Here is a 22966-nt window from a genome sequence, read left to right on the forward strand (position 1 = left end):
TCCACCTCCGAGGCTCGATCATGTGGCTGAAACTCCTCACTTCAACCACATGATCCGAACCTCGAACAGCTCCTAGGTGTGGAGCTCCGGCTGGCGTGGTGCGGGGATCCACGCCAGCGTTCGGCTCCGGGTGCCTTCTTTCAGGTGGGCAGGACGGCGTTGTGGGGATTGGTCAGGCGGGCAGCACGTTGTCGGCGAAGGCGCCGCGCATGTTGCCGCGCTCTTCGAAGACGAACACGATGTAGGTCTCGAAGTACTCACCGGGCTGGCCGGCGACGCGCGCGATGCCGACCTTGGTGCTGGCCTTCCAGACCAGCTGGGTGAAGTGGCCGGCGCTGGGGGAGAACTGGGCGGCGGCGAAGTCGTAGGCGGTGATCTCGTCGTACCACTTATTGACCGCTCTGGATCCGGGAAGGGCTTCGGCGTCGCCGGCCCAGAAGATGTTCTCGCCCGTCTGTGCGCGCAGGCCGGTGTGGCCGGCCGCGAGCTTTTCCTGCTCGGAACGGGACAGGGCCCGCTCCAGTGCGTAGGCGTTGAGTTCGGCGTCCATGACCAAAGGCGGCGCGTGGTGCTTGGTGCGGTAGGCGTTGGCCTCGGCGAGCGCTTCGGCCTGGAACTCCGGGGTGGTGGCGTCGGGCAGGGCGGGCCGGGTTCCTGTCATGAGACATCCTTCGAACGGTGGTGGGGACGCCGGGCGGTCACGCTCGCTGCCCATCGCGGATTCACACAGGCGGCGGGTGGAGCTCTGCCGCCTGTTGAATCCGCCGGATGCCGCCTTTGTCCACCCTCGGACAGTCGGTCGGTACCTCTCAGGAGCGCCTATCACCTCTCCGCAAGCCGGCGCCTTGCCAGAGAGGGGGGCATCGAGGTCGGCGAGGTCGTCGCCGCCTGGTGGGCCTGCGCCGCCCGCGGGGACGGTGCAAGCCCGGGGAGTTGTCAGGCCTGGTTGTGCAGCTCGGTGCGGGCGGCTTCAACCTGCTCGACGATGGTGGCCAGCACCGGCTCCGGGACGTCCTTGTCACGGAAGGTCTCCACGAGCTGGTCCAGGACGATGTCGGCTTCCTTGAGGTCGCCGGCGTGGGTGTGGGCGTGGGCCAGGCGGCGCATGGTCTCGTTCAGGGTGATGTTGTCGACGCCGGCGTCGGTGGTGGGGTCGAGGGTGGTGGCCACGACCGCGCCGAGCTGTTCGATGCTGGTGTCGGTGTCGATCGGCCCCTGGTAGAGGGCTTCGATGCCCCATTGCCACTTCAGGCACTGGTCACCGGTGAGGAAGACCGTGTACCCGGTCCCTTTCTTGCTGAGGTCGAACGCGCCGTCGCTGCAGCTGGCAAACGGCTCGGGCAGACTGGCGAACGCTCCGTTGAACGCTTCGGTGAGCGGCTTCTGCACTGCAACGCCTGTGCGTCGATCCGAGCGGCCTCCTCCCCGCGCAGGGAACCACATCACCCATCGGTTGCCCAAATTCATGACGACCGCGGAGAATCCGGTGGTCTCGGCCCGCATGAACCCCATCGTGTGCGCCTCCTGGCCGGGCCTTGAGGGCCCACACCCATTGACGCTAAGAGACCGTTCCGATACCCACAATGACCGCTATACGTCAGGTCAGACCGAAACAAACAGCACTAACACCCGATTTCGTTACGGACTACCTCGTTCGCCCCTTTGACTTCCCCAGTGCAACCGGATGCCGTCCACATCCCCTTTTGTTCGACTGGAAGTGAAGCCGCAGGTCCAAGGGCGAGGGTAAGGGTTCACCCGTCACACTCTGATCCCACCGAAGACACATCTGCCGCTTTCGCCCCACCGGCACCGAAAGGAGACACCGTAAGCGGCGCCGTTATCTGGCCTCATCTGGCCACTCTCATGCCGGCTACGGAGTCCTAACCGACTCGGAGATTGCGGCGATGATCCACGGCAGCATGAGCCCACCACCACAGCGCTTGCGCACCGGCCTGGGCGTGACGATGAGGCCAGAGAACCGGGTGCCATGTACGGGATGTCGGCTGCCTGTCGCGTACGACAGCGATCACGAAGACGCGTCGAGCAGACGATTGCCCCGCACGACCGTTGCACGACTCGGGTGCCTTATTCCGTACATCGCGCCGGACGCCGTTCGCGCCCGGCGGCCAGCATGAACGCCGCACCAACGGTTTCTCGCCGGCCACTATCTGAGCCTCCACGGCGGCGACGACCCGCCCCACAGGTCCCAGGACCATCCACTCCTCGCGCGTGCGTCTCCGCGACTGATGGACCGCCCGGCGATTCAACGGCGCGGTGGCTGCGGTCGCCCTCCTTGTCTTAACGGGTTTGAGGCGGCTGACCAGCTAGTTCGCTTGACAATCCCAAATAGTGTTCGTAGACCGTTCAGCCGCATCGACCGCATAAGAAGTATCGCCAATGGTCTCCACACAAACCGGCGCGGTTCAATCTGGCCAGGCCAAGCCCTCCAGGGGAAGATTTCTCACATGGCTTGGGAATGGGGGCACCGGTTGTGGCGGGAACTTCTGGAGTCGTTGGCGTCTTCTTCACGTGGTTCGCTGGAGCGCAAGCGCACATGGAACGTATGGTCTCGAAGGCCAGGGACGAAGAACTGCATGTATGGAGGCTCAAGGAACGAAGAGATGCCTATTTGAATGCGTTGAAGGTCATCGACTTGGATTTACGCCGCCAGCGCTGCGAGCAGCAAGACAAGCATCAGAAGTTGGCCGAGGTCGAAAAATTCCGGCCCAGGGGCAACGCATTCAAATGCATGTGGAGGCCATCATCGGGGTTCAAGTCTTCGGCAGTGCGAAGGCGCGAGAACTAACCGAGGCGTGGCGTCTCAGCGCCGATAAGGACGACTATGAGGCTCAGATTAGACTGGCAGGGGAAATCCGCCAGCAGGTCCGAGAGGAACTCTGGTATGTGGAGAGTGACGTGAAACCTGTGCGGCCCCAAACAGCCATCGTTTCAAAGTTTCACGACGAGACCGACAAGATCAGGGTGAGGAGCGGTTCCTTGGCAGACAGTCCTAAAGGCACAACGAGGATACGCCGCGCCGAGGAGCGGCTAGGAACGACCACAGACGACGACAAGTAGACCAGCAACTCGCACTTTCGCGGCCGGCATGAGCTGGTGGGGTTGACACCGCAGAGTCTTTGAATGCTTCGAGCCTCCACCGCCGGCTACGAGAGGTGGGGCTGACGACAACATCGGCCACCGCGAGCACGCGTTGGCAACCGTCCACCGCCTTCTGGCCTTGTGTCCGTCGAGAGGAGCAGGGTGATCGCTCCGCCTGGCTGAAAAGCGGAAGGTCGGCGGTTCGACCCGGCCCCTGACCACAGCAGCTGAGCAGCACAAGCGCCCCGAGCCACTTATGGCCGGGGCGCTTTTTGTCGTGAAGCCGTACGGCTCCAAGGCCGGCCGTGGCGCGGATCTCCGCCCAGCTCCGTCGCAGGTTGTCCGGCTCCATGGGCGTACCGCGGCGAGAGGGAGGACGAGCCCGTGATCCTTCCACGGCGACGACCCGCCGCTGAGCCGGGGCTCGCACCACGGGACGGCGAGAGCCCGCGGGACGACGAGAACCCACGGGGCGTTGACTTTGTCGCAAGGTATGACGCACCATGTTGCTACAAAGCTTGCGACAAAGGAGGCGCCATGACCCATGAACCGTTACCGGACGCCGGCCCGTCGGCGCGTGCGGCCGATCTGCGACTGGCGGGCGAGTGGCTGGCTCGCCACGATCTGGCCGACGCTCACCCGACCCCGCTGCTGGCCATCCGGCTGGCGGTCCGCAGACGCGCTCGCCTCATCGCTCAGATCCTCCTGGCCGTGCTGATCCTCGCGAGCTCGCTCGCCGCCGCTTCCACCTTCGGCAGCCCCCCGACGCATCGCCCGCTGCCGCTGCTGGCCCTGGCCACGCTGGTGGTCGGGCTACTGCTGGCACAGTCACTGCTCGACCGGTGGGTGCGACGCGTCGACCAGCAAGCGGGCGCGACACTGTCGCGCAGGGCCGCCCATTCGATCCAGCCCGGCTGGCGGGCCGTGCTCGGCCAGCCGTACGCCGTCTTCGCGGTCGCCACGTTCGTCGGTGCGATGGCGCTGGCCGGCAGCGCCCTGGCCATTCCCGACCCCACCGTGCGGCAGCTGGCCGTCGTGCTGCTGATCGGCCTGCTCGGCGCGACGGCCATCACCGCCATGCAGCTGCGCCACCTGCTCAGGCACCCGGTCGTGGCACAGGACGAGGAGTCGCTGACCGCCGACGTCATCATGCGCGTGGAGGACGCCCGCGAGCTCACCACACCCAGCGTGCAGTGGTCGCTGCCCATGGTGCTGCTGTTCGGCACCGCGCCCGGCTGGTGGAGTGCCGCCGCGTTCGTCTACCTGATCCTGGGCCTGGTCGCGTTCGTCGTGCTCCACGCCAGGATGCCGTCGAGTGCGACGGTGGCCCGGCGAGCCATGAGCATTTGATGATCGTCATCGACGCGGCCTCGCCGGTGCCGCCGTTCGAGCAGCTGCGGGCCCAGCTCGCCCGGCAGATCCAGGACCGCACGCTGGCCGTGGGCGCCCGGCTGCCGACCATTCGCCACCTCGCGGCCGACCTCAGCCTGGCCGTCAACACGGTCGGCCGGGCCTACCGGGAGCTGGAGGAGGCGGGACTGATCGAGACGCGCGGGCGGGCCGGCTCGTTCGTGTCGGCCGCCGGCGAGGAGGGCCGGGAGCGGGCCCGCCGGGCCGCCGCCGACTACGCGGCCGTGATCGCCAGCGTCGGCATCGACACGGGCGAGGCGATCCGCATCATCCAGGCGGCCCTGACCTCCGGCGCGGCGGCACCGGCCTCGTCACGACCACGACCCGGCCGCGAGGGTCATGTCGCCGGGCACGCGACGTCCGCGTAGCGGCTGATCAGGCGGCGTCCGAGCCGTCGCATCGGCTGCTCCGGAAATCCCGCGCCAACCCCGCCGCCCGTTCCGGTCGCCGTGAAGGAAACCGGTTCGTGAAAGGCGCGGGCGTCTGACCGATCGATCCATCCGGGTGGCGGCTCGCCGTAACCATGGGAGTTCGGGGCCGGAACGGTGGATGGCGGCGACTCCGCCCGCGTCGGCCTGCTGACGCCACTGACCGTTCCGTTGTCGGTCAAGCCCCGTGACCTGCTGGGAGCGGTCGAATCACGGGTGGCGGTGGCGACCGGATCGTTTGAGCGGTGGCGGCCGCCATCTCCACCAGCCGCCGAACGCACGAAAACCTCCATGGCATCGGTCGTTCTCCCGGCCGACTCTCATCAAGGCGAGGCTCCTGTCAGAGCGGGGCTCCGGATCGTTGGACGAAGGGCGTCACGGGCGGCGTCCGCCCGCTCGACTCCCACCGTGAACCACGGTCCCCGTTTCTCCGCGTGATCGAGCGAAGGGTCTCGCGTATCCGGCGGTGCCGAGTTCATGGCAATCGAGAAAGCATCTGTTCCTTTCGAAAAGGGGTATCAGTGCGATTAATTCTGCGATCAAGACTGACGGTGTTCATCGCCGCGGCGACAGTGGCCACCGTGGCGGCAGGCGCGCCCACGTCGGCCGAGCCCAGGACAGGCGCGCCGGAACCGGCGGTGGCCGAAGCCGGGGGAGCGGCTCCGATCTGGGGCGAGTGCCCGCCGACGGCGCCCGGCGGCATCACGCGCGACCCACGCCAGCAGTGCGCGACGTTGCGGGTGCCGCTGGACTACCGCGCCCCGCGCGGGCGGAACATCGAGATCGCGATCTCCCGGATCGGCACGGCGCGACCCGGGTCGCGCCGGGGGATCCTGCTGTCCAACCCGGGAGGCCCGGGCGACAGCGGCCTGGACCTGCCCAGCCGGCTGGCGGTCGTACTGCCGCCCGAGGTCCTGGATCAGTACGACCTGATCGGCTTCGATCCGCGAGGGGTCGGCCACAGCGCCCCGGTCACCTGCGGTCTCGATCTCGTGAAGCAGTTCACGCTGCTGCTGCCCTACCCGGCGCCCGATGGTGGCATCGAGCGCAACATCGCCTTCGCACGAGACACCGCGGCCGCGTGCGCCGAGCATTCCGGCGATCTGCTTCCGTTCATCACCACGGCCAGCACGGCCCGGGACATGGACCGCATCCGAGCCGCGCTCGGTGAGCCGAAACTGTCCTACTTCGGCCTCTCCTACGGCACCTACCTGGGGGCGGTCTACCTCTCGTTGTTCCCCGGACGCGGCGATCGGATCGTGCTGGACAGCGCCGTCGATCCGGGCATGGTCTGGCGGGACATGTTGCGGAACTGGAACGAGGCGGTCGCGGCGCGTTTGCCCGACCTGCTCGCCTTCGCGGCCGAGCGGGACGCCGTCTATCACCTCGGCGCGACGCCGGACGAGGTCAGGCGCACCTACGATCGGCTGACCGCGGCCCTCGACCGGCGACCCCTGCCGGACCCGAGCGGCTTCGTACTCGACGGCAACGCCCTGCGTGAGATCACCCGAATGAGGCTTTACTTCGACGGCTACTTCCCCTCCATGGCCGAGTTGTGGCAGGAGGTCGCGGCCGCCGTCTCAGGCTCTACCGTGGACACCGCCATATTGACGCGGCTGGACCGGCCTGGGTCTGTCGGCGGGGGCGCGGGGAGGGCGGGGATACCGGCGGACAACCATATCGCCGCTTTCTACGCGGTGATCTGCGATGATGCGGCCTGGCCGCGCAGCGTGGCGCTGCACGCCCGGCAGGTCGCGGCCGACCGGCGGGCGTGGCCGGTGACGGCGGGCATGCCCTCGAACCTCTGGCCGTGCGCGGCCTGGCACAGCCGGCCGGTGGAGCCGCCGGTGACGGTCACCGGTCACGGGCCGCGCAACGTGCTGATCCTGCAGAACACCCGCGATCCCTCCACGTCCCTGGCGGGCGCGCGCGGCCTGCGCGCCGCGCTCGGACGGCGGGCCGTCATGATCACGGTCGACCAGGGTGGCCACGGCGTCGTCGGGCTGGGCAGTTGCGCCGACGAGGCGATGAACTCCTTCCTCGCCACCGGGGCACTGCCCGGGCGAGACCGCTTCTGCCCGGCGCCGTCACCGGCCGGCGCCGCCGCTCGCTCCACGCCCTCGCCGTACATACCTTCCGTGGGGCCGCTGTAGGGCCGTTGCCCGTGGACTGCCGTGTGCCGGTGGATCACATCGATCCTCATGGACGAGAAGCCGCTTGACATGACGTGGATGGAGGAACGTTCTCATCATGTCGAGCGTCGGTGACATGGCAGCGCACCTTGTCCGGGTCGTTCATCGGATGACGCGGCAGGTGCGGCAACTGGCCGAGCGAACACCGCCGCAGCGGGAGCGCCATGTCGACCTGCTGCGCGCCGTCGCGATCACGGCGGTCGTCGTCGGGCACTGGCTGGCGATCTACGTGACCCGCGACGGCGAGGGCTTCCAGGGCGCGAGCATCCTCCAGGTCGCCTCGTGGACCCATCCGCTGACGTGGCTGTTCCAGGTGATGCCGCTGTTCTTCCTGGTGGGCGGCTTCGCGAACGCCATGTCCTTCACCTCCCATCTCGGGCGGGGTGGCAATGCCATGGGCTGGGTGCTGGGCCGGACCGCTCGGCTTCTGCGCCCGACGACGATGCTGCTGGGCGGGCTGGCGGTGGCGGCTCTGACGGCCGGGGTTCTGGGTGCCGAGCCCGACCTGATCGGCGTGGCGGTCTGGCTGGCCTCGATCCCGTTGTGGTTCCTGGTCGCCTACATCGCCGTGATGGTCCTCACCCCGCCGATGTACGCCTTGCACCGGCGTGCGGGTCTGGCCGTGCCGATCATCCTGGCGGTCCTGGTCGGCGGGGGCGACCTGGCCCGTCTGGTGCTGACCGTTCCCTACGTGGGCCAGGCGAATTTCCTGCTCGCCTGGCTGGCCGTGCATCAACTCGGTTTCGCCTGGCAGGACGGGCGCCTGCCGTCCCGGCGGAGCGTGGCTCTACCGATGGCGGCGGTCGGGTTCATCGCCCTCGTGCTGCTCACGGTGGTCGGCCCCTATCCGGTCAGCATGGTGGGGTTCGGGGGGGAGGAGATACGGAACACCTCTCCACCTACGCTGGCCCTCCTGGCTCTGGCCGTCACCCAGACGGGAATCGCCCTGTGGACGCGTGACCGGGGGAACCGGTGGCTGCGACGGCCGGGCCCGTGGACCGTCGTCGTGGCGATCAACTTGGTGATCATGACGCTTTTCCTCTGGCACATGACCGCCGTCGTGATCGGCGTCCTGGTGCTCTACGGAACGGCGGTGATGCCCGACGCCACGCCCGGGTCGGCACTCTGGTTGCTCCTGCGCCTTCCCTGGCTCGCCTGTCTGGCGCTGGTTCTCGCCCTTCTCGTCGCGGTGTTCGGGCGTTTCGAGCAGCGTACGGGGCCGCGGGCCGATCTCGTGGGGACGGTGAAAGGCGTGTGGCCCACCGCACTGACGATCGCCGGGGTCGGTGCCGTGCTCGCCGGGCTTCTGTCCCTCGCTCTGGCCGGCCTGGGCTACCACGGACCGGTGGGCCTGCCCGTGACGGTGCTGGTCGCCTACTTCGGCGGTGTCGCCCTCCTGGGTCTCGTCCGTTGGCGGTATTCGCATCCGGCGCAGGAGTGATCGGGGTGGGGCATCCTGGAGCCGCCCTTCCCCACCGATCAGATCCCGGATCAGGGTGTGGGGAGTTCACCCGTGCGAAGCAGTACGAGGCCTTCTTCGTGCCATTCGGAGCGGTCTGTGGCCGGAGGTAGTTCAACCCCCGCGAGTCCGGCCGGGGCGGAGAACTGTCGTCGTAGCCGTTCCATGAGCTGCTCGGCCTGCCTGAGCGTCTCCGGCAGGTCGTCCGGGGCCTCGACGCTGAGGCCGAGAACCGTCGCCCCGTCACGAGTGACCGTGATGATGGCCTGGTAGTGGTCGCGAGCCCTGAGGTAGAGGGTGAAGGCGTCATCCCCGTCGCGGAGTAACTCGTCGAGGACCTCGCCGTCCGCGTCGCTCGCGATGCCCAGGACACGAACCCGCCTGAAAGCGTGAAACCGCTCGTCGCCGGGGGCGTCCATGTTGACGTATTCGTCGATGAATCGCCCGAAGACCTCGGAGCCGGGGTCTGGAACCCACACGTAGACGTCGAGACACGGCGGCACGGACCCAGCGTATTCGCGTCGCCGTGGATCGGAGAAGACCGTCCTCCGACGCTGCCGGCATGAGGGATCCCGGTCCTTCGTCACGCCGGAACCCGTCACCTTCGGGGAGACCGGTCCCGCCGGTCTCCCCGTTCCGCTCGTCCGGGTCGCGATCAACCGATCGGTGGATCGCGACCACCACCCGGTGGAGCCGATCCCCCCGCCGAACGGCGGCCAGGTCCCGTCCACTGGTCAATGTCGGAACGAGCGCCGCCGTAGAAGGGTGGACATAGCCAGTCGCCGACAGGGTCGAGCCCGAGAGGACACGCGCATGCCACCGGTCATCGAGGTACGCAATCTCCACAAGCGCTACGGAAACAATGTCGCGGTCGACGACGTGTCGCTCACCGTCCAGGAGGGCGAGATCCTCGGGATCCTCGGCCCGAACGGCGCCGGCAAGACGACGACCGTGGAGTGCATCGAGGGCCTCCGCGTGCCGGACCGGGGCGAGATCAAGGTACTCGGGCTCGATCCCCGACGGGACCACGCCGAGCTGACCCGGCGGCTCGGTGTGCAGTTGCAGGCGGGGCAGATCCAGGAGCGGCTGGAGGTCGCCGAGGCCCTGGAGCTCTACAGCTCCTTCTATCCCAAGCCTGCCGACTGGCGCGGGCTGATGGACGGCCTCGGCTTGGCGGGCAAGGCGAGGACCAGGTACGCCAAGCTGTCCGGTGGCCAGAAGCAGCGGCTTTCCATCGCGCTGGCGCTCGTCGGCAGCCCTCAGGTGGCGATACTCGACGAGCTCACCACCGGCCTCGACCCGCAGGCACGGCGCGACACCTGGGACCTGATCGAGGGCGTGCGCTCCCGCGGGGTGACGATCGTGCTGGTCACCCATTTCATGGAGGAGGCCGAGCGGCTGTGTGACCGGTTGGCCCTGATCGACGCGGGCCGCGTCGTCACGGTGGACACCCCGGCCGGTCTGGCCGAGCGGGCCCGTATCGAGCAGCGGATCCAGTTCCGCCCGTCCAGGCAGATGGACGACGAGCTGCTGAGGAGCCTGCCCGAGGTCTCCGGCGTCACCCGCCGGGGCGAGCTGGTCATCGTCAGCGGCAACAGCGACGCGCTCAACGCCGTCACCGCCGTACTGGCCCGCAACCAGATAGTGGCCGAACGGCTGCGCGTCGAGCAGGCGAGCCTGGAGGACGCGTTCGTCAAGCTGACCGGGAAACGCCCCGATGCCACCTCGTGATCCGCATGATCCGAGCGATCCGAACCGATGCAGCCCGTCCACAGAGAGGAAGCCATACCCATGTCAGCCCTGAACACGGCCGCGCCCTTCACCGCCAAGCGCGGTTCCGCAACGTGGAGGCTCACCAAAGCCGAGATCAAACTCTGCGTCCGCGAAAAGACCGGTCCTCTCTGGGGGGTCGGCTTCCCGCTGGTCCTGTTGGTCATCCTCGGCAACGTCCCCATCCTGCGGGAGCCCATGGAGGCCGGCGGAGGCCTGACGTACTTCGACCTCTACGTGCCGGTCATCATCTTGTTCAACCTGGCCATCCTGGCGCTGACCGCACTGCCGACGATACTCGCGGGATACCGTGAGAACGGCGTGCTACGGCGCATGCGGACCACGCCGATCGGCCCGGCCCGCGTGCTCGCCGCCCAGCTCGTGGCCAACCTCTCCATCGCGGTCGTCGCGGTGACCCTGTTCCTCACCGTGGCCGGGCTCGGCTTCGGCGTCCGCCTGCCGCAGAATCTCGCCGGCTTCGCCGTCGGCTGGCTGCTCGCGGCCGCCGCGCTGCTCTCGATCGGCCTGCTGATCACCGCGCTGGCGCCCGGACGTGGCCCGGCCACGGCGATCGGCACGGTGTTGTTCTTCCCGATGATGTTCTTCGCCGGGCTCTGGGTGCCGATCGCGCAGATGCCCCCGCTGCTGCAGGACATCAGCCACTACACCCCGCTCGGCGCGGGCATGCAGGCGTTCCAGGAGGCTTCTTTCCAGGGCCATTTCCCGTCCGCCCAGCCCTTGGCGACCTTGGCGGGCTACGCGGTCGTGTGCGCGGTCATCGCGGTCCGCTGGTTCCGCTGGGAATAGAGCGGTTCGCCGGTTTCACCGGGAATAGACTCGGGACGAATGGAGAGGGATGTGAGCGGGCAGATGCCGGAGTCCTGTGACGCGGAGCAGGGACGGCCCCCCTTTCTGCTGGTGACCGTGGTGCCGTACACGTTGCTGGCCGCCCTCGTCATCTTCAAGGTGATCGTGGAGCGGCCGGCGGGCGACGACTCCCTGCTCGTCGATCTCGGCCTGTGCGGGTTGGCCGCGGGGTGGATGCTCGTCATGTTCACCCTGCGTCCCGCCTGGTGGGAGCGCCCACTGATCATGGGGGTCTTCTTCACCGGCCTGGTGGTGATCACCGCGATCCTGGTGGCGCGGGACCCCGTGTTCGGGTTGTTCACCCCCGCCCCCTACATCTACGCCTTCACCATCCTTCGCTGGCCGTGGCGGCTGCTGGGCGTGGCCACCGTGGCGGTCGTGGCCGGCGTCGCACAGGCATCCGACGTGCCCAAGACGACCGCTCTCGGCCTGACGATCTCCGTGATCATCGTTGTCGTCAACATCGTCATGATGTGCGTCACCGCCTGGTTCCTCCAGCTCGCCGAGCAGGAGAGAGAGCGGCGCGTCCAGGCCCTCGCCGAGCTGAGCCGGACGAACCGGCTGCTGGAGGCGACGCTCGCCGAGAACGCCGGCCTGCACACCCAGCTGCTCGCCCAGGCCAGGGAGGCGGGAATCCTCGACGAGCGCCAGCGGATGGCTCGCGAGATCCATGACACCCTGGCGCAGGGACTCACCGGGATCATCACGCAACTCCAGGCCGCCGAGCAGATGCACGACGTCCCGGAGCGGTGGCACCGCCCCTTCGAAGCCGTGAAGACGCTGGCGAGGGAGAGCCTGGCAGAGGCCCGGCGTTCGGTCGACGCGCTGCGGCCCGAGCCACTGGAAACCGCGCGCCTGAGCGACGCGCTCACCGACGTCGCCGACCGGTGGTCGAGGTTGCACGGGCTCGCCGTCCAGGTCACGACGACCGGCACGGTACGGCCGATGACACCGGAGACCGAGTTCGCGCTGCTGCGCACGGCACAGGAGGCGTTGGCCAACGTGGCCAAGCACGCGCGCGCGACCAGGGTCGGAGTGACGCTGTCCTACCTGGAACACGAGGTGGCGTTGGACGTACGCGACGACGGCAGGGGCTTCGAACCCGCGGGTCTCGAAGCAGGCGCGGCCGGGAACGGCGCGTCGCAACCGCCGTCCCGCGGCGGGTTCGGCCTGACCATCATGCGACAGCGCGTCGAAGGGCTGTCCGGGAGCCTGCGGATCGAGTCCGAGCCCGGCGCCGGCACCGGGATCTCGGCCTGCATCCCCATCCTGCCGGCCGGGAGCCGCACATGACCGATCGCACGGCCGAGCCGGCAGCCGAGCCCCCGATCCGGCTGCTGATCGCGGACGACCATCCCATCGTCAGGGACGGGCTGAGCAGCATGTTCGCCTCCGCGCCCGGATTCGAGGTGCTGGGCGAGGCCGCGGACGGCGCCGCGGTCGTGCGGCTCGCCAAGGAGCTCCAGCCCGACGTGATCCTGATGGACCTGCGCATGCCGGGCATGGACGGGCTGACCGCGATCACCGAGCTGACCAGGCTCGGCGTCGCCGCGCGCGTGCTGGTTCTGACCACCTACGACACCGACACCCACGTACTGCCGGCGATCGAGGCGGGCGCGACCGGCTACCTGCTCAAGGACTCTCCCCGGGAGGACCTGCTGCGCGGTGCGCGGGCCGCCGCCAAGGGCGAGAGCGTCCTCTCTCCCTCGGTGGCCGCCCGGTTGATGAGCCGGGTCAGGACACCCGCCCCGCAACTGCTCAGCCGGCGGGAACTCGAGGTCCTCGAACTCGTGGCGGCCGGGAACACCAACCGTGAGGCGGCCGCCCGGCTGTTCATCACCGAGGCCACGGTCAAAAGTCACCTGCTGAACATCTACGCCAAGCTCGGCGTGGGGGACCGCGCCGCCGCCGTCACCGAGGCGTTCAACCGGCGACTGCTCACCCCCGAGACGCGGGAGCCGCTCTGATCGCTCGCCGCCTCCTTGGTCACGCTCAGCGTCCTCGACGCTCATCCGGTGACCGCGGCGCCCAAGGGGGAACGTGTCTCCGGTTGCCACGACGACGGCCGGTTGGTGAACGTCCCGGCCAGGGGGCGCCCCAGGGTGTTTCCCTGGGGCGAGGCCCGCGGGTCTCACGTGAGGGTGTCGGGCATGAAACGACGCTTGATCGTCCTGATGGCGGCGGCGGTATCGGCGGTGGCGGCGCTGGCGCCGACGGCTGCCGACGCCGTCTCCCGCGACAGCGGCCCCGTGGCCGCGACCTGTGCCGCCGTTCCCGTCTCCGCGCCCTCCGGCACCAAGGTGGAGTCGGTGAAGGCGGTCGCCAACGCCGGTGGAACCGTCACGTTCCCCGCCGCTCCTCCGCTGCATCCCCAGGAGGAGACGCTCACCGACGTGCCGGCCTGGTGCGACTTCACCGTCACGGTGAGCCACCCGGGCGCGAACGACCACGTCAACATCAAGATCTCGCTGCCCCAGGACAGGGAGAACTGGACCGGAAGGTTCCAGGCGCTCGGCGGCAGCGCCTACCTCGCCGGTGACTTCAGCGGCTCCTCGCTGGTCGGCGCGGTGAAGGCCGGGTACGTCGCCGCGGCCACCGACGCCGGTGTCGGCGCGAACCCGCTCGACGTCAGCGGCTGGGCGCTCACCCCGGCCGGAAAGGTCGACACCCCGCTGCTGGAGAACTTCGCCTCCCGCTCGCTGCACGACATGGCCGTCATCGGCAAGGACGTGGCGAAGAGGTTCTACGACCGGCCCGTGAGCTACGCGTACTGGAACGGCTGCTCGACCGGCGGCCGCCAGGGATACGCGGAGGCCCAGGATCACCCGACGGACTTCGACGGGATCCTGGCCAAGGCGCCGGCGATCAACTGGGACCGGTTCGCGGTCGCCACGCTCTGGTCGCAGGCCGTCTTCACCGAGGAGAAGGTCGCGCCCACCCCGTGTGAGCTGGCGGCGTTCAACACCGCCGCGGTCAAGGCCTGCGACACCCTCGACGGGGTCAAGGACGGCATCATCGACGACCCGCGGGAGTGCCGCTGGGACGCCCGGCGGCTGGCCGGCACCAAGATCGACTGTGACGGCAAGAAGATCACGATCTCCCGCGCCACCGCCGACGCGGTGCGCAAGATCTGGGCCGGACCGGTCTCCTCCTCCGGCCGGAGGCTCTGGTACGGGCCGAACAAGGGCGCGAGCCTCGACGCCCTGGCCACTCCCGGCACGCCGTTCACCGTCGCCGACAGCTGGGTCAAGTACTTCGTGAAGCGGAACCCGTCGTTCGACACCACGAAGCTCACCTACACGTCGTTCGCGCAGATCTTCCGCGCGTCGCAGCTGCGGTTCAACGACGTCATCGGTACCGACGACCCGAACCTGTCGGCGTTCGCGAAGGCCGGCGGCAAGCTGCTGAGCTGGCACGGCCAGAACGACGAGCTGGTCCCCACCCAGGGCACGATCGCCTACCGCGAGCGGGTCAACCGGGTCCTCGGCGGCAACAAGCGGGTCGACGACTTCTACCGCCTGTTCCTGCTGCCCGGCGTGAACCACTGCGCCGGCGGCCCCGGCCCGTACCCGACCGACGACCTGGGCGCGCTGGTCAACTGGGTGGAGAAGGGCCAGGCTCCGGCCACCCTCGCCGCCTCGGCCTCCGGCCCCGGCGGCGAGACCGTCACGCGCGACGTCTGCCGCTACCCGATGGTGGCCCGCTACACCGGCCACGGCGACACGGCCTCGGCCGCGAACTACCGCTGCGTCACCGCCTGACCTCGTCCGAACGACGCGGCGGCCCCGGCGCTCTCGCCGGGGCCGCCGCCCCATGCCCGCCCGCCGGACTCGCCCACGCTCACGGCGACGCCGCCCGGCCCGGCAGGCGAGGGCCCGGCGCGTCGCCTGTCGCCGCCGTCACCCGGTCGGCGCCCATGGCCCGGCCTCAGCGGCCGGGGAAGCGCTCGGTGACCTCCTGCAGCAGGAAGCCGTTGCCGTCGGGATCGCTGAACGAGGCGAACGAGCCGTACGAGGGGCGGCCGGGGTAGAAGCCGGGAACCCGCTTCTCGGTGCCCGCGTGGTGGAAGACGCCGCCCTCGTCGTGGAAGATCTCGCTGACCTCGACACCGCGGCTGACCAGGTCGGCCCGGGCCTCCTCGATGTCACGCACGATCAGGTGAACGTTCTCCGTCGACCCGGGCGCGGCGGTACCGATGCCCTTGCCCACGATGATCGAGCAGTGGGAGCCCGGCGGGGTGAAGTGCACGACCCGGAAGTCCTGATCGGCGACGTAGTCGAGATCCTCGCGGAAACCGATCCGCCTGTAGAACTCCTTGGCCCGGTCGACGTCGGCCACCGGCAGCACGATCACCTCAAGCATGTAGTCCACCATTGTCCCCACTCCTCCATGATCACGGCGGTGCCGTTCGGCATCCGGCATTCACAATCATGTGCGGAGCAGGGCGTTCGCCCCAGGGCGACACCCTGGTGGCGGCCCTGGGATCACCTGTCGCGCAGGGCGGAGGACAGCTCGCGGCGGGAACCGATGCCGAGCTTGGTGAAGACTTTGCGCAGGTGCCATTCGACCGTACGCGGACTGAGGAACAGCACGGCGCCGATCTCCGGGTTGGTACGCCCCGCCACGGCCAGACGCGCGATCTGCGCCTCCTGGGGGGTGAGCTCCTCCCGTACCCCCGGGGTCCGCTTGCGCACCGTCTCGCCGGTGGCGGCCAGTTCCCGGCCGGCCCGCTCGGCGAAACCGTCCGCACCGATCGTGGTGAACGCCTCGTGGGCGATCCGCAGCTGCGTCCGGGCGTCGGCCCGCCGGTTCTCCCGTCGCAGCCACTCACCGTAGAGCAGCCGGGCCCGGGCGGCCTGCAGGCCGAGCCGAGTCGCGGCGAACCGCTCGATCGCCTCCCGGTAGTGCTTCTCGACCGGCCCGGCCGGGACCGCGAGCGCGTCCGCGAGAGCCTGGGCGCCGCGTGCCCAGTTCGTGCCGACGACACGCGTCCGGGCGGCGAGGCGGTCACGCGCCTCGGCCGCGACGGTGCCCGCCCCGGCGCGTGCGGCGGCTTCGACCAGCTCACCGAGCGTCCACTGCAGGACGGCGGGGTCTTCGTGCCGAGCCGCATCGAGGGCCGCCTCCAGCGCTGCCGAGTACCGGCCGAGCCCGTTGAACAGCACCGCCCTGCTGTATCCGGCGACGGCGAGCAACCATCCCAGGCCGCCCGCCTCGGCGTTCCCGACCAGAGCCTCGTTGAGTTCCAGCGCCGGCTCCTCGCGTCCGCGATGCGCGGCCAGGATGACCGCGGTGGCCGGATGCGGGGACGAGCCGGTGGCGTTCCCGAGGGCCTCGGCCTCGTCGACCAGGTCCGACGCGTCGGCGAAGCGGCCGGCGTAGATCAGCGCGGTGGCGCGGAAGGTCAGCGCGCTCGGCAGGAGGGACAGCGCGCCGGTCTCGCGGGCGTGGCGGACGGCCTGCTCGGTCCTGGTGAGAAACGCCACGTCGTCCCACACCTCGTGCATGACCATCCCGTTCAGCCAGACCAGGTCCAGGTCGTTGTCCGGGGGGACCGCGGCCAGGGCGCGGGTGAACAGCGGCACCGCCGCCGCGTGCCCCTCCAGGATCCACGCCGTCAGCCCCGCGAGGAGCAGACCGGCCGGCTCCTCGCCCGCGGGAACGCCGCGGGCGGCCTCGGCCGCCCGGCGCAGGTCGCCGCCGCCGAGCCACCCCGCGTTCACGGCCGCGCCGATCGCCGCCAGGTAGGTCTCCCGGGCCGCGGCGGGATCCAGCGCCTCCAGGCGGCGGGCGGCCGAGAGCAGCGGCGGCACGGCCGCCCGCCCGGCGTTGAGCGCGAACGCGACCTTGGCGCGCAGCCGTTCCACTCCGGCCCGCTGCACCGGGTCCAGCGGACCGAGCTCGGCGGCGGCCAGCAGGTCCGGCACCTCGGCGAGGGCTCCGGCGGTGAATCGGGCCGTCGCGGCGGACAGGATGCGCCCGGCGCGCTTCGCCGGATCGAGGGTGAGCTCCGCCGCGCGCTCCAGGAAGGCCGCGGCCGCCGCCCGGCCGCCACGGGTCATCGCCCGGCCGGCCGACCGCTCCAGCTCGCCGGCGACCTCCTCGTCCGGCCCCGGCGCGGCGTGCGCCCGGTGCCAGGCACGGCGGTCGGGCTCCCGCTCTGGATCGGTCACCTCGGCGAGCGCCCGGTGCACCGCGCGCAGCCCGGCGGGCTCGGCGGAGCGCCGGCTGGCCGAGCGGACCAGCGGATGCCGGAACCGGACCCGGGTCCCGATCTCGACCAGGCCCGCGGCCGCCGCGGGTGCCGCGGCATCCGTGCCGACATCCAGCCGTTCGAGCGCGCGCCACAGCAGTGGCACGTCGCCGACCGGTTCGACGGCGGCGGTGAGCAGCAGTGTGCGGGTCTCCGGAGGCAACGCGGCGATGCGCCGCTGGAAGCCCTCCTCGACCCGGCTCACCAGCGGCTTCGCGCTGTGTCCGCCGAACCCGAACGCCAGTTCCGCCGGCGTGAGATCGCGCGGCAGCTCGAGCAGGGCCAGCGGGTTGCCGCGGGTCTCGGCGACGATCCGGTCGCGTACGCGGGCGTCGACAGGGCCGGGCAGTACGGAGGCCAGCAGCGCCCGCGCGTCCGCGTCGGGAAGACCCTCGACGCGCAGTTCCGGCAGTCCTCCGAGGATCCGCTCGTCGCCGGGGCTGCGCGCCGCGAAGACGAGGGCGACCGACTCGGAGTCCAGCCGGCGGGCGACGAAGGTGAGGATCACCTCCGACATCCGGTCCATCCACTGCACGTCGTCCACCGCGCAGACCAGCGGCCGCTCCGACGCGGCCTCGGCGAACAGCCCGAGCACGGCGAGCCCGACGAGCAACGTGTCCGGCGGATCACCGGCGCTGAGGCCGAACCCGGTGGCGAGCGCGTCCCGCTGCGGCTCGGGCAGCCGGTCGAGATGGCCCAGCAGCGGCGCGCAGAGTTGCTGGAGCGCCGAGTAGGCGATCTCGGTCTCCGGCTCCACCCCTGCCGCGCGGGTCACCTGGCCGGCCGACGCGGCCTCGGCAAGGTAGTCCAGCAGGGCGGTCTTGCCCACTCCGGCCTCGCCGCGCAGCACCAGCACCCGGCTCCGTCCGGCGCGGACGTCACGCAGCAGCCGGTCGAGTGCCTCCTGCTCGCGTCGCCGCCCCCGCAGCGCGGAAGTCCTGGTGTTGATCGGCACGTAATCCCCCTGCCGGGGAGGTTACAACACTCCTGATTCCCCGACGGACAAGTGGCACCAAACTTCGTGACGTGCCGAAACGCCGGACCGGCGTGCCGGAAGACCATGATGATCGGCCTCGCCGCCGACGGCCGTCGCCGCTGCCCGAAGCGGCGGACCGGCACCTCGCCACCCGGGGGTACCTGGTGAGCCTTGCGGCCGGGGACCAGTGTCCCGCCCAGGGTCTCTCCCCGGGGCGGCCGGCCGGTACGGGTGGTCAGAGTGATTCCCGTACCCCGGAACGCCGGGAAGCCGGAAAGAAAGCGGAAATCCCTGATGTCGTCACTCCTTCGCATCTACCTCGTCCGTGGCCTCATCGCGATCGCCTGGTCGGTCGGCTTCGCCGCCGTCCACGACTCGTTGACGGCCGCCTCGGTGATCCTGCTCATCGCGTACCCGGTCATCGACGTCGTCGCCTCGCTGTTCGACGTCCGTGAGGATCCCGGGACTCCGGCCCGCAGGCTGCAGGTGTTCAACACGGCGCTCAGCGCCCTGACCGCCGCCGGTCTCGGCCTCGCCGCCATCAGCGGTGTCGGCGCGGTGCTGTTCGTGTTCGGCCTCTGGGCCATCGTCTCCGGTGCCGCCCAGCTGACCGTGGCCATCCGCCGCCGCGGCCCCGAGCTCGGCCGTCAGTGGCCGATGCTCGTCGCCGGCGCCCTGTCGGTCATCGCCGGTCTCACCTACCTGCCCGCCGCCGTCGGCGACGACCCCGGCCTGACCGCGCTGATCATGTACACCGCGGCCGGGGGTGCCTTCTTCGTCATCCAGGCCGCGACCCTGGCCTGGAAGCGGCGCCGCCGGACGCGGGTCGCCCAGGCCTGATCGGCATCCTGACGCGGTGGTGGCGGCTGGTTCAGACGTATGAACCGGGCCGAAACGAGCCGGTCGCCTGGGATCGACGACCTTTCCCGATCCGTGGCGCTCGTCACAGTGGTGCCCGGCCCCTCGGGGCGGGTGCGCGAGGTGTTAGCCCAGGTCAGGGGGGATTTGAAGGTTCCCGTGCGCGATCTGGGGATCGTCGTTCGCCGGTGAAAATCGGGTGGCGTTTCACATCGCCTGCCGGAATGCTGAGGACGGGCGATGAGTTTTGTCGGTGGTATCGGTCATTCTTTGCAGACCACGACTTCTCGTGAGACCCAAGGCTGGAACGCCAGCGATGACCACGTGTCATATCCGACAACCCCCGATCGAGGTTCCGTGCACAGCCCACAGCTCGACTCACCCGCCAAGCCCGCGACAGCCGCCCCAGGTCGCACCCCGGCTGTGATCCGGCTGCTGGTGCTCGCCACATTCGTGGTCATCCTCAACGAGACGATCCTGATCAACGGGATCCCGCAGGTGATGAGCGCGCTGCACATCACCGAGCAGACCGCGCAGTGGCTCTCGACCGCCTTCCTGCTGACCATGGCCGTTGTCATCCCGATCACCGGGTGGTTCCTGCAGCGGGTCTCCACCCGCGGCGCTTACACCACCGCGATGGGCCTGTTCCTGCTCGGTACGTTGCTGGCCGCCGTCGCGCCGTCGTTCGGGGTGCTGCTGGGCGCTCGCATCATCCAGGCGGCCGGGACGGCCGTGATGATGCCGCTGCTGATGACCACGCTGATGCAGGTGGTGCCCGAGGGCGACCGAGGGCGGGTGATGGGCAGCGTCTCCCTGGCCATCTCGGTCGCGCCCGCCATGGGCCCGACGGTCTCGGGGGTGATCCTCCAGTTCGGGTCCTGGCGAATGCTGTTCGCCGTGGTGCTCCCCATCGCCGCCCTGATCACCTGGGGCGGCCTGAAGCAGCTCAAGAACGTCGGAGAGCCGCAGTTCAGCACCGTCGACTGGCTGAGCGTGGTGACCGCGGGCGGCGGCTTCGGCGGCCTGGTCTACGGGCTGAGCCGGTTCGAGAGCGGTGACGCCCGCGTCGCCGTCGCGATCGTGGCGGCCGGCCTGGTCGCCATCGCCGTCTTCGTCTTCCGCCAGCTGTCGCTGCAGAAGCGCGGCGTGCCGCTGCTGGATCTGCGCACCCTGCGCTACCGCACCTACACGGTCGCGCTGATCCTGATGGCGGTGGCCTTCATGTCGATGTTCGGCTCGATGATCCTGCTGCCGCTGTACCTGCAGAACGTCCGCGGGCTCAGCGCCCTGCAGACCGGGCTCCTCGTGATGCCGGGCGGCCTCGCGATGGGGTTGCTCAGTCCGACCGTCGGCCGCCTGTTCGACCGGTTCGGTGGCCGGGTTCTGGTCATCCCCGGCTCGATCGGGATCACGCTCGCGCTCACCGGCTTCACCCAGGTCACGATGACCATGCCGTTCTGGCAGCTTCTCGGTCTGCACGCGTTGCTGATGGTGGGGCTGGCCGCGGTCTTCACCCCGGTGTTCACCCTCGGGCTCGGAGCGGTCCCGCCGCCGCTCTACTCCCACGCCAGTTCGATCCTGAGCACGCTGCAACAGGTCGCCGGGGCCGTCGGTATCGCTCTCGTGATCACCGTGATGAGCGCGCGAACCGACAACCTGAGAGCCGCGGGGGTCACGGAGACGCTCGCCAACCTCGACGGCATGCGGCTGGCCTTCATCATCGGCGCGGTGCTGTCCCTGGCCGTGGTCGTCGCCGCCCTGCTCCTGCCCGCCCGGGCGGACAACGCCGGCAAGCCCGAAGAGACCGACAAGGTCGGCGAGACTGAGGAGACCGGCAAGACCGAGGAGGCCGAGGAGACCCGGTCGGTGGAACAGCCGGCCTGACGACGGTGGGACGACGGGACGCTGTGACCTTCCCCGCCGGGGCGGCCGTCGCCGGAGAGCTCTTCGACGCCGCCATCTCGCCGGCGCGTGAACCCGCCCACCTGGCCTTCACCGCGCCCGGCCGCCGGCTCTGAACGGCGGCGCGCCGGAGGGTGTCCGGTTGTGGCGAGGTGCCCGATCCAGCGGGGAACCGAGGTTTTGTGTGTCGTAGTGCACGCTCGGCGCTATATGTGCGTTTGTACGCAGAACGGGACTTTTCTTCTGCCTAATGTCAGTGCTGTCCGGAGCGCGGCACCGAAAAGGCGCACCGGGCACAGGTCACACGGGTTGTTCCCGAACACCCTCGATCAAAGGAAATCCCTCATGCGTAAGCTTCGCAGCGTCCTTGTCGGCACGGCCCTGGCCGGCGCCCTGGCGGCCGGTATCGTCGCCGCCCCCGCCCAGGCCGCCACCGCGACCACCGCGGGTACGGCCGCGGTCGCCCAGGCGCAGTACACCAAGCACTGGTTCTCCGGCTACTCCAGCTTCGGCCGTGGTGAGTCGCGCGGCGAGCGCTCCTACTACAAGGGCTACTGGTACTACTCCAACGGCCGCTACCACTTCGACATCAACACCTGGGACCGCGACCGCGACCGGGAGAACACCTTCATCGATTTCTACTACCACGACGACCGTGGCTGGCACAACCGCCGCTTCAACACCGGCGGCCACCACGAGTGGAAGTTCAGCTACAGCGCCAAGGGCGGTTTCGACGGCTTCCGCGTCCGCATCGGCGAAGGCCGCTCCGGCGACTTCGACTGGGGTAACTACCACCGCGATTCCTTCTGAACCACCCGCTGACGTCGTGACGCGCACCGCGTTCGGCAGATGAATCCGCGAAGGCGCCGGCGATCCCGCCGGCGCCTTCGCCGGGATTCGCCCGGAGTCCGGGCGGCGGTCGCTCCCCGCCGAACACCGGACGCCGGCCTTCTCTGAGCGCGTGCTCTCTGAGCGCGTGCCCTTTGAACGCGTGCTCTCTGAGCGTGCCGAGCCTGCCGGGTGGTCGTCGTCGGGCCGCGGTCCTCCGCGCCGGACGCGGCCGGGGTCCCCGATCACCAGGAGGCGTACCGCCCTGGTCGTGGCACCGGGAACTCCGGCCGCGTCACATCTCCATGGTCAGGAGTGGGCGTTCAGGCACTTCTTGAGCGTGTTCCTGGAGTTCTGCCGCTGCGGTGCGATCTTCAGGAGAGCCGCGTCGCGCACCTGCACGTACTTGGCTCCGGCGGCGTTGTAGGCCTCCACCATCTTCTTCGCGGCGGGGTCCAGTCCCGGTGCCTTGACACCGAGCTGCTGCAGAGCCGCCTTCTGGGAGAGCTGGTCGACGTTGGCGGCGGCGCCGGCCTTCATCAGGGCGGCGTGGGCGGCCTTGACCTCGGGAAGGGCTTCGACGTTGGTGAGGGCGTCCTCGGCGTTCATCAGCGCGAGATATTCCCGCGCGCAGGGGGCCGGGGCGGAGGTGGAGGCGGAGGCGGTGCTCGCGCCGACGGTGGTGAGGGCGGCGAGAAGGCCGAGAGCGGCCAGTGCCGTTGCGGTGGTGCGGGTGTGCATGGGGTGCTCCCGTTGGTGCTGAGGGTTGATTGGCATGTGACCTCATGCACCGTAATCACTGTGGGTAATCACCTCGATGCTTAAAGTTGACGTCAAGGGTCGTGGGCCACCGGCGGAGGCTGAGGGAGCGGCGTCGACGGACCGCGGCGAGAACGCCGCCACCGGGGCGTCCGGAGCTCGGAG

Annotated in this window: 19 protein-coding genes; 13 read left to right on the forward strand and 6 right to left on the reverse strand. The window is 69.7% G+C overall.

Annotated elements, in window-relative coordinates:
* Positions 1–172: 172 nt before the first annotated feature.
* Both ACVCAG_RS37390 and ACVCAG_RS37395 read right to left on the reverse strand, forming a co-directional pair.
* On the reverse strand, positions 173–661 hold the full coding sequence (locus ACVCAG_RS37390; RefSeq protein WP_440087727.1) for a CAP family protein: 489 nt from the start codon (positions 659–661) through the stop codon (positions 173–175).
* 275 nt (positions 662–936) lie between these two features.
* Positions 937–1503 carry a hypothetical protein gene (locus ACVCAG_RS37395; RefSeq protein ID WP_447191271.1) on the reverse strand — a complete coding sequence of 189 codons (567 nt, stop codon included), beginning with the start codon at positions 1501–1503 and terminating at the stop codon, positions 937–939.
* Between the two features lie 1248 nt (positions 1504–2751).
* Between ACVCAG_RS37395 and ACVCAG_RS37400 the strand changes: the two genes are divergently transcribed.
* The 5 genes from ACVCAG_RS37400 (at position 2752) to ACVCAG_RS37420 (ending at position 8570) form a co-directional block, all read left to right on the forward strand.
* Positions 2752–3078 (forward strand): hypothetical protein, encoded by a 327-nt coding sequence (locus ACVCAG_RS37400; protein ID WP_447191272.1) that lies wholly within the window; start codon positions 2752–2754, stop codon positions 3076–3078.
* Positions 3079–3636: 558 nt separating this feature from the next.
* Positions 3637–4449 carry a hypothetical protein gene (locus ACVCAG_RS37405; protein ID WP_447191273.1) on the forward strand — a complete coding sequence of 271 codons (813 nt, stop codon included), beginning with the start codon at positions 3637–3639 and terminating at the stop codon, positions 4447–4449.
* Complete coding sequence (locus ACVCAG_RS37410) at positions 4449–4877, forward strand: GntR family transcriptional regulator (RefSeq protein WP_447191274.1); 429 nt, start codon at positions 4449–4451, stop codon at positions 4875–4877. The genes ACVCAG_RS37405 and ACVCAG_RS37410 overlap by 1 nt, the downstream gene beginning before the upstream one ends.
* Before the next feature lie 581 nt (positions 4878–5458).
* Positions 5459–7090, forward strand: a complete 1632-nt coding sequence (locus tag ACVCAG_RS37415) for an alpha/beta fold hydrolase (RefSeq protein WP_440087732.1) — start codon at positions 5459–5461, stop codon at positions 7088–7090.
* 115 nt (positions 7091–7205) lie between these two features.
* On the forward strand, positions 7206–8570 hold the full coding sequence (locus ACVCAG_RS37420) for an acyltransferase family protein (protein WP_440087733.1): 1365 nt from the start codon (positions 7206–7208) through the stop codon (positions 8568–8570).
* 50 nt (positions 8571–8620) lie between these two features.
* On the opposite strand, the gene ACVCAG_RS37425 is transcribed toward ACVCAG_RS37420, so the two are convergent.
* Positions 8621–9091, reverse strand: coding sequence for a hypothetical protein (locus ACVCAG_RS37425; RefSeq protein WP_440087734.1), 471 nt, complete (start codon positions 9089–9091; stop codon positions 8621–8623).
* Between the two features lie 310 nt (positions 9092–9401).
* Between ACVCAG_RS37425 and ACVCAG_RS37430 the strand changes: the two genes are divergently transcribed.
* The 5 genes from ACVCAG_RS37430 (at position 9402) to ACVCAG_RS37450 (ending at position 14986) form a co-directional block, all read left to right on the forward strand.
* The gene (locus ACVCAG_RS37430; protein WP_440087735.1) at positions 9402–10319 is read left to right on the forward strand and encodes an ATP-binding cassette domain-containing protein; all 918 of its coding nucleotides are present in this window, start codon (positions 9402–9404) and stop codon (positions 10317–10319) included.
* Between the two features lie 60 nt (positions 10320–10379).
* Positions 10380–11165: an ABC transporter permease gene (locus ACVCAG_RS37435; protein ID WP_447191275.1), complete on the forward strand. Its 786-nt coding sequence runs from the start codon at positions 10380–10382 to the stop codon at positions 11163–11165.
* A 51-nt stretch (positions 11166–11216) separates the two neighbouring features.
* On the forward strand, positions 11217–12518 hold the full coding sequence (locus ACVCAG_RS37440) for a sensor histidine kinase (RefSeq protein WP_447191276.1): 1302 nt from the start codon (positions 11217–11219) through the stop codon (positions 12516–12518).
* Complete coding sequence (locus tag ACVCAG_RS37445; protein ID WP_440087738.1) at positions 12515–13192, forward strand: response regulator; 678 nt, start codon at positions 12515–12517, stop codon at positions 13190–13192. Before ACVCAG_RS37440 ends, ACVCAG_RS37445 begins: the two co-directional genes overlap by 4 nt.
* A 183-nt stretch (positions 13193–13375) precedes the next feature.
* The gene (locus ACVCAG_RS37450; RefSeq protein WP_447191277.1) at positions 13376–14986 is read left to right on the forward strand and encodes a tannase/feruloyl esterase family alpha/beta hydrolase; all 1611 of its coding nucleotides are present in this window, start codon (positions 13376–13378) and stop codon (positions 14984–14986) included.
* 166 nt (positions 14987–15152) lie between these two features.
* On the opposite strand, the gene ACVCAG_RS37455 is transcribed toward ACVCAG_RS37450, so the two are convergent.
* Together ACVCAG_RS37455 and ACVCAG_RS37460 are read right to left on the reverse strand one after the other, a co-directional pair.
* Positions 15153–15599, reverse strand: a complete 447-nt coding sequence (locus ACVCAG_RS37455) for a VOC family protein (RefSeq protein ID WP_440087740.1) — start codon at positions 15597–15599, stop codon at positions 15153–15155.
* Positions 15600–15709: 110 nt separating this feature from the next.
* Complete coding sequence (locus ACVCAG_RS37460) at positions 15710–18433, reverse strand: BREX system ATP-binding domain-containing protein (protein ID WP_440087741.1); 2724 nt, start codon at positions 18431–18433, stop codon at positions 15710–15712.
* Positions 18434–18748: 315 nt separating this feature from the next.
* On the opposite strand from ACVCAG_RS37460, the gene ACVCAG_RS37465 reads away from it, so the two are divergent.
* From ACVCAG_RS37465 to ACVCAG_RS37475, 3 genes are all read left to right on the forward strand, one after another.
* Positions 18749–19294 (forward strand): DUF308 domain-containing protein, encoded by a 546-nt coding sequence (locus ACVCAG_RS37465; RefSeq protein ID WP_440087742.1) that lies wholly within the window; start codon positions 18749–18751, stop codon positions 19292–19294.
* Positions 19295–19669: 375 nt separating this feature from the next.
* A complete protein-coding gene (locus tag ACVCAG_RS37470) occupies positions 19670–21196 on the forward strand; it encodes an MDR family MFS transporter (protein ID WP_447191278.1) in 1527 nt (508 codons plus the stop codon).
* Between the two features lie 363 nt (positions 21197–21559).
* Positions 21560–22024 (forward strand): hypothetical protein, encoded by a 465-nt coding sequence (locus ACVCAG_RS37475; protein WP_447191279.1) that lies wholly within the window; start codon positions 21560–21562, stop codon positions 22022–22024.
* A gap of 327 nt (positions 22025–22351) precedes the next feature.
* Here ACVCAG_RS37475 and ACVCAG_RS37480 read toward each other — a convergent pair whose 3' ends face one another.
* A complete protein-coding gene (locus ACVCAG_RS37480; RefSeq protein WP_440087745.1) occupies positions 22352–22819 on the reverse strand; it encodes a hypothetical protein in 468 nt (155 codons plus the stop codon).
* Positions 22820–22966 lie beyond the last annotated feature (147 nt).

The sequence above is a fragment of the Streptosporangium sp. G12 genome (assembly GCF_052983175.1).

Excerpts from the sequence above, each read along its gene's own strand:
- ACVCAG_RS37390 (WP_440087727.1), bottom strand. The coding sequence starts at position 661 with ATGACAGGAACCCGGCCCGCCCTGCCCGACGCCACCACCCCGGAGTTC.
- ACVCAG_RS37395 (WP_447191271.1), bottom strand. The coding sequence starts at position 1,503 with ATGCGGGCCGAGACCACCGGATTCTCCGCGGTCGTCATGAATTTGGGC.
- ACVCAG_RS37405 (WP_447191273.1), top strand. The coding sequence starts at position 3,637 with ATGACCCATGAACCGTTACCGGACGCCGGCCCGTCGGCGCGTGCGGCC.
- ACVCAG_RS37410 (WP_447191274.1), top strand. The coding sequence starts at position 4,449 with ATGATCGTCATCGACGCGGCCTCGCCGGTGCCGCCGTTCGAGCAGCTG.
- ACVCAG_RS37420 (WP_440087733.1), top strand. The coding sequence starts at position 7,206 with ATGGCAGCGCACCTTGTCCGGGTCGTTCATCGGATGACGCGGCAGGTG.
- ACVCAG_RS37430 (WP_440087735.1), top strand. The coding sequence starts at position 9,402 with ATGCCACCGGTCATCGAGGTACGCAATCTCCACAAGCGCTACGGAAAC.
- ACVCAG_RS37435 (WP_447191275.1), top strand. The coding sequence starts at position 10,380 with ATGTCAGCCCTGAACACGGCCGCGCCCTTCACCGCCAAGCGCGGTTCC.
- ACVCAG_RS37445 (WP_440087738.1), top strand. The coding sequence starts at position 12,515 with ATGACCGATCGCACGGCCGAGCCGGCAGCCGAGCCCCCGATCCGGCTG.
- ACVCAG_RS37450 (WP_447191277.1), top strand. The coding sequence starts at position 13,376 with ATGAAACGACGCTTGATCGTCCTGATGGCGGCGGCGGTATCGGCGGTG.
- ACVCAG_RS37455 (WP_440087740.1), bottom strand. The coding sequence starts at position 15,599 with ATGGTGGACTACATGCTTGAGGTGATCGTGCTGCCGGTGGCCGACGTC.
- ACVCAG_RS37465 (WP_440087742.1), top strand. The coding sequence starts at position 18,749 with ATGTCGTCACTCCTTCGCATCTACCTCGTCCGTGGCCTCATCGCGATC.
- ACVCAG_RS37475 (WP_447191279.1), top strand. The coding sequence starts at position 21,560 with ATGCGTAAGCTTCGCAGCGTCCTTGTCGGCACGGCCCTGGCCGGCGCC.
- ACVCAG_RS37480 (WP_440087745.1), bottom strand. The coding sequence starts at position 22,819 with ATGCCAATCAACCCTCAGCACCAACGGGAGCACCCCATGCACACCCGC.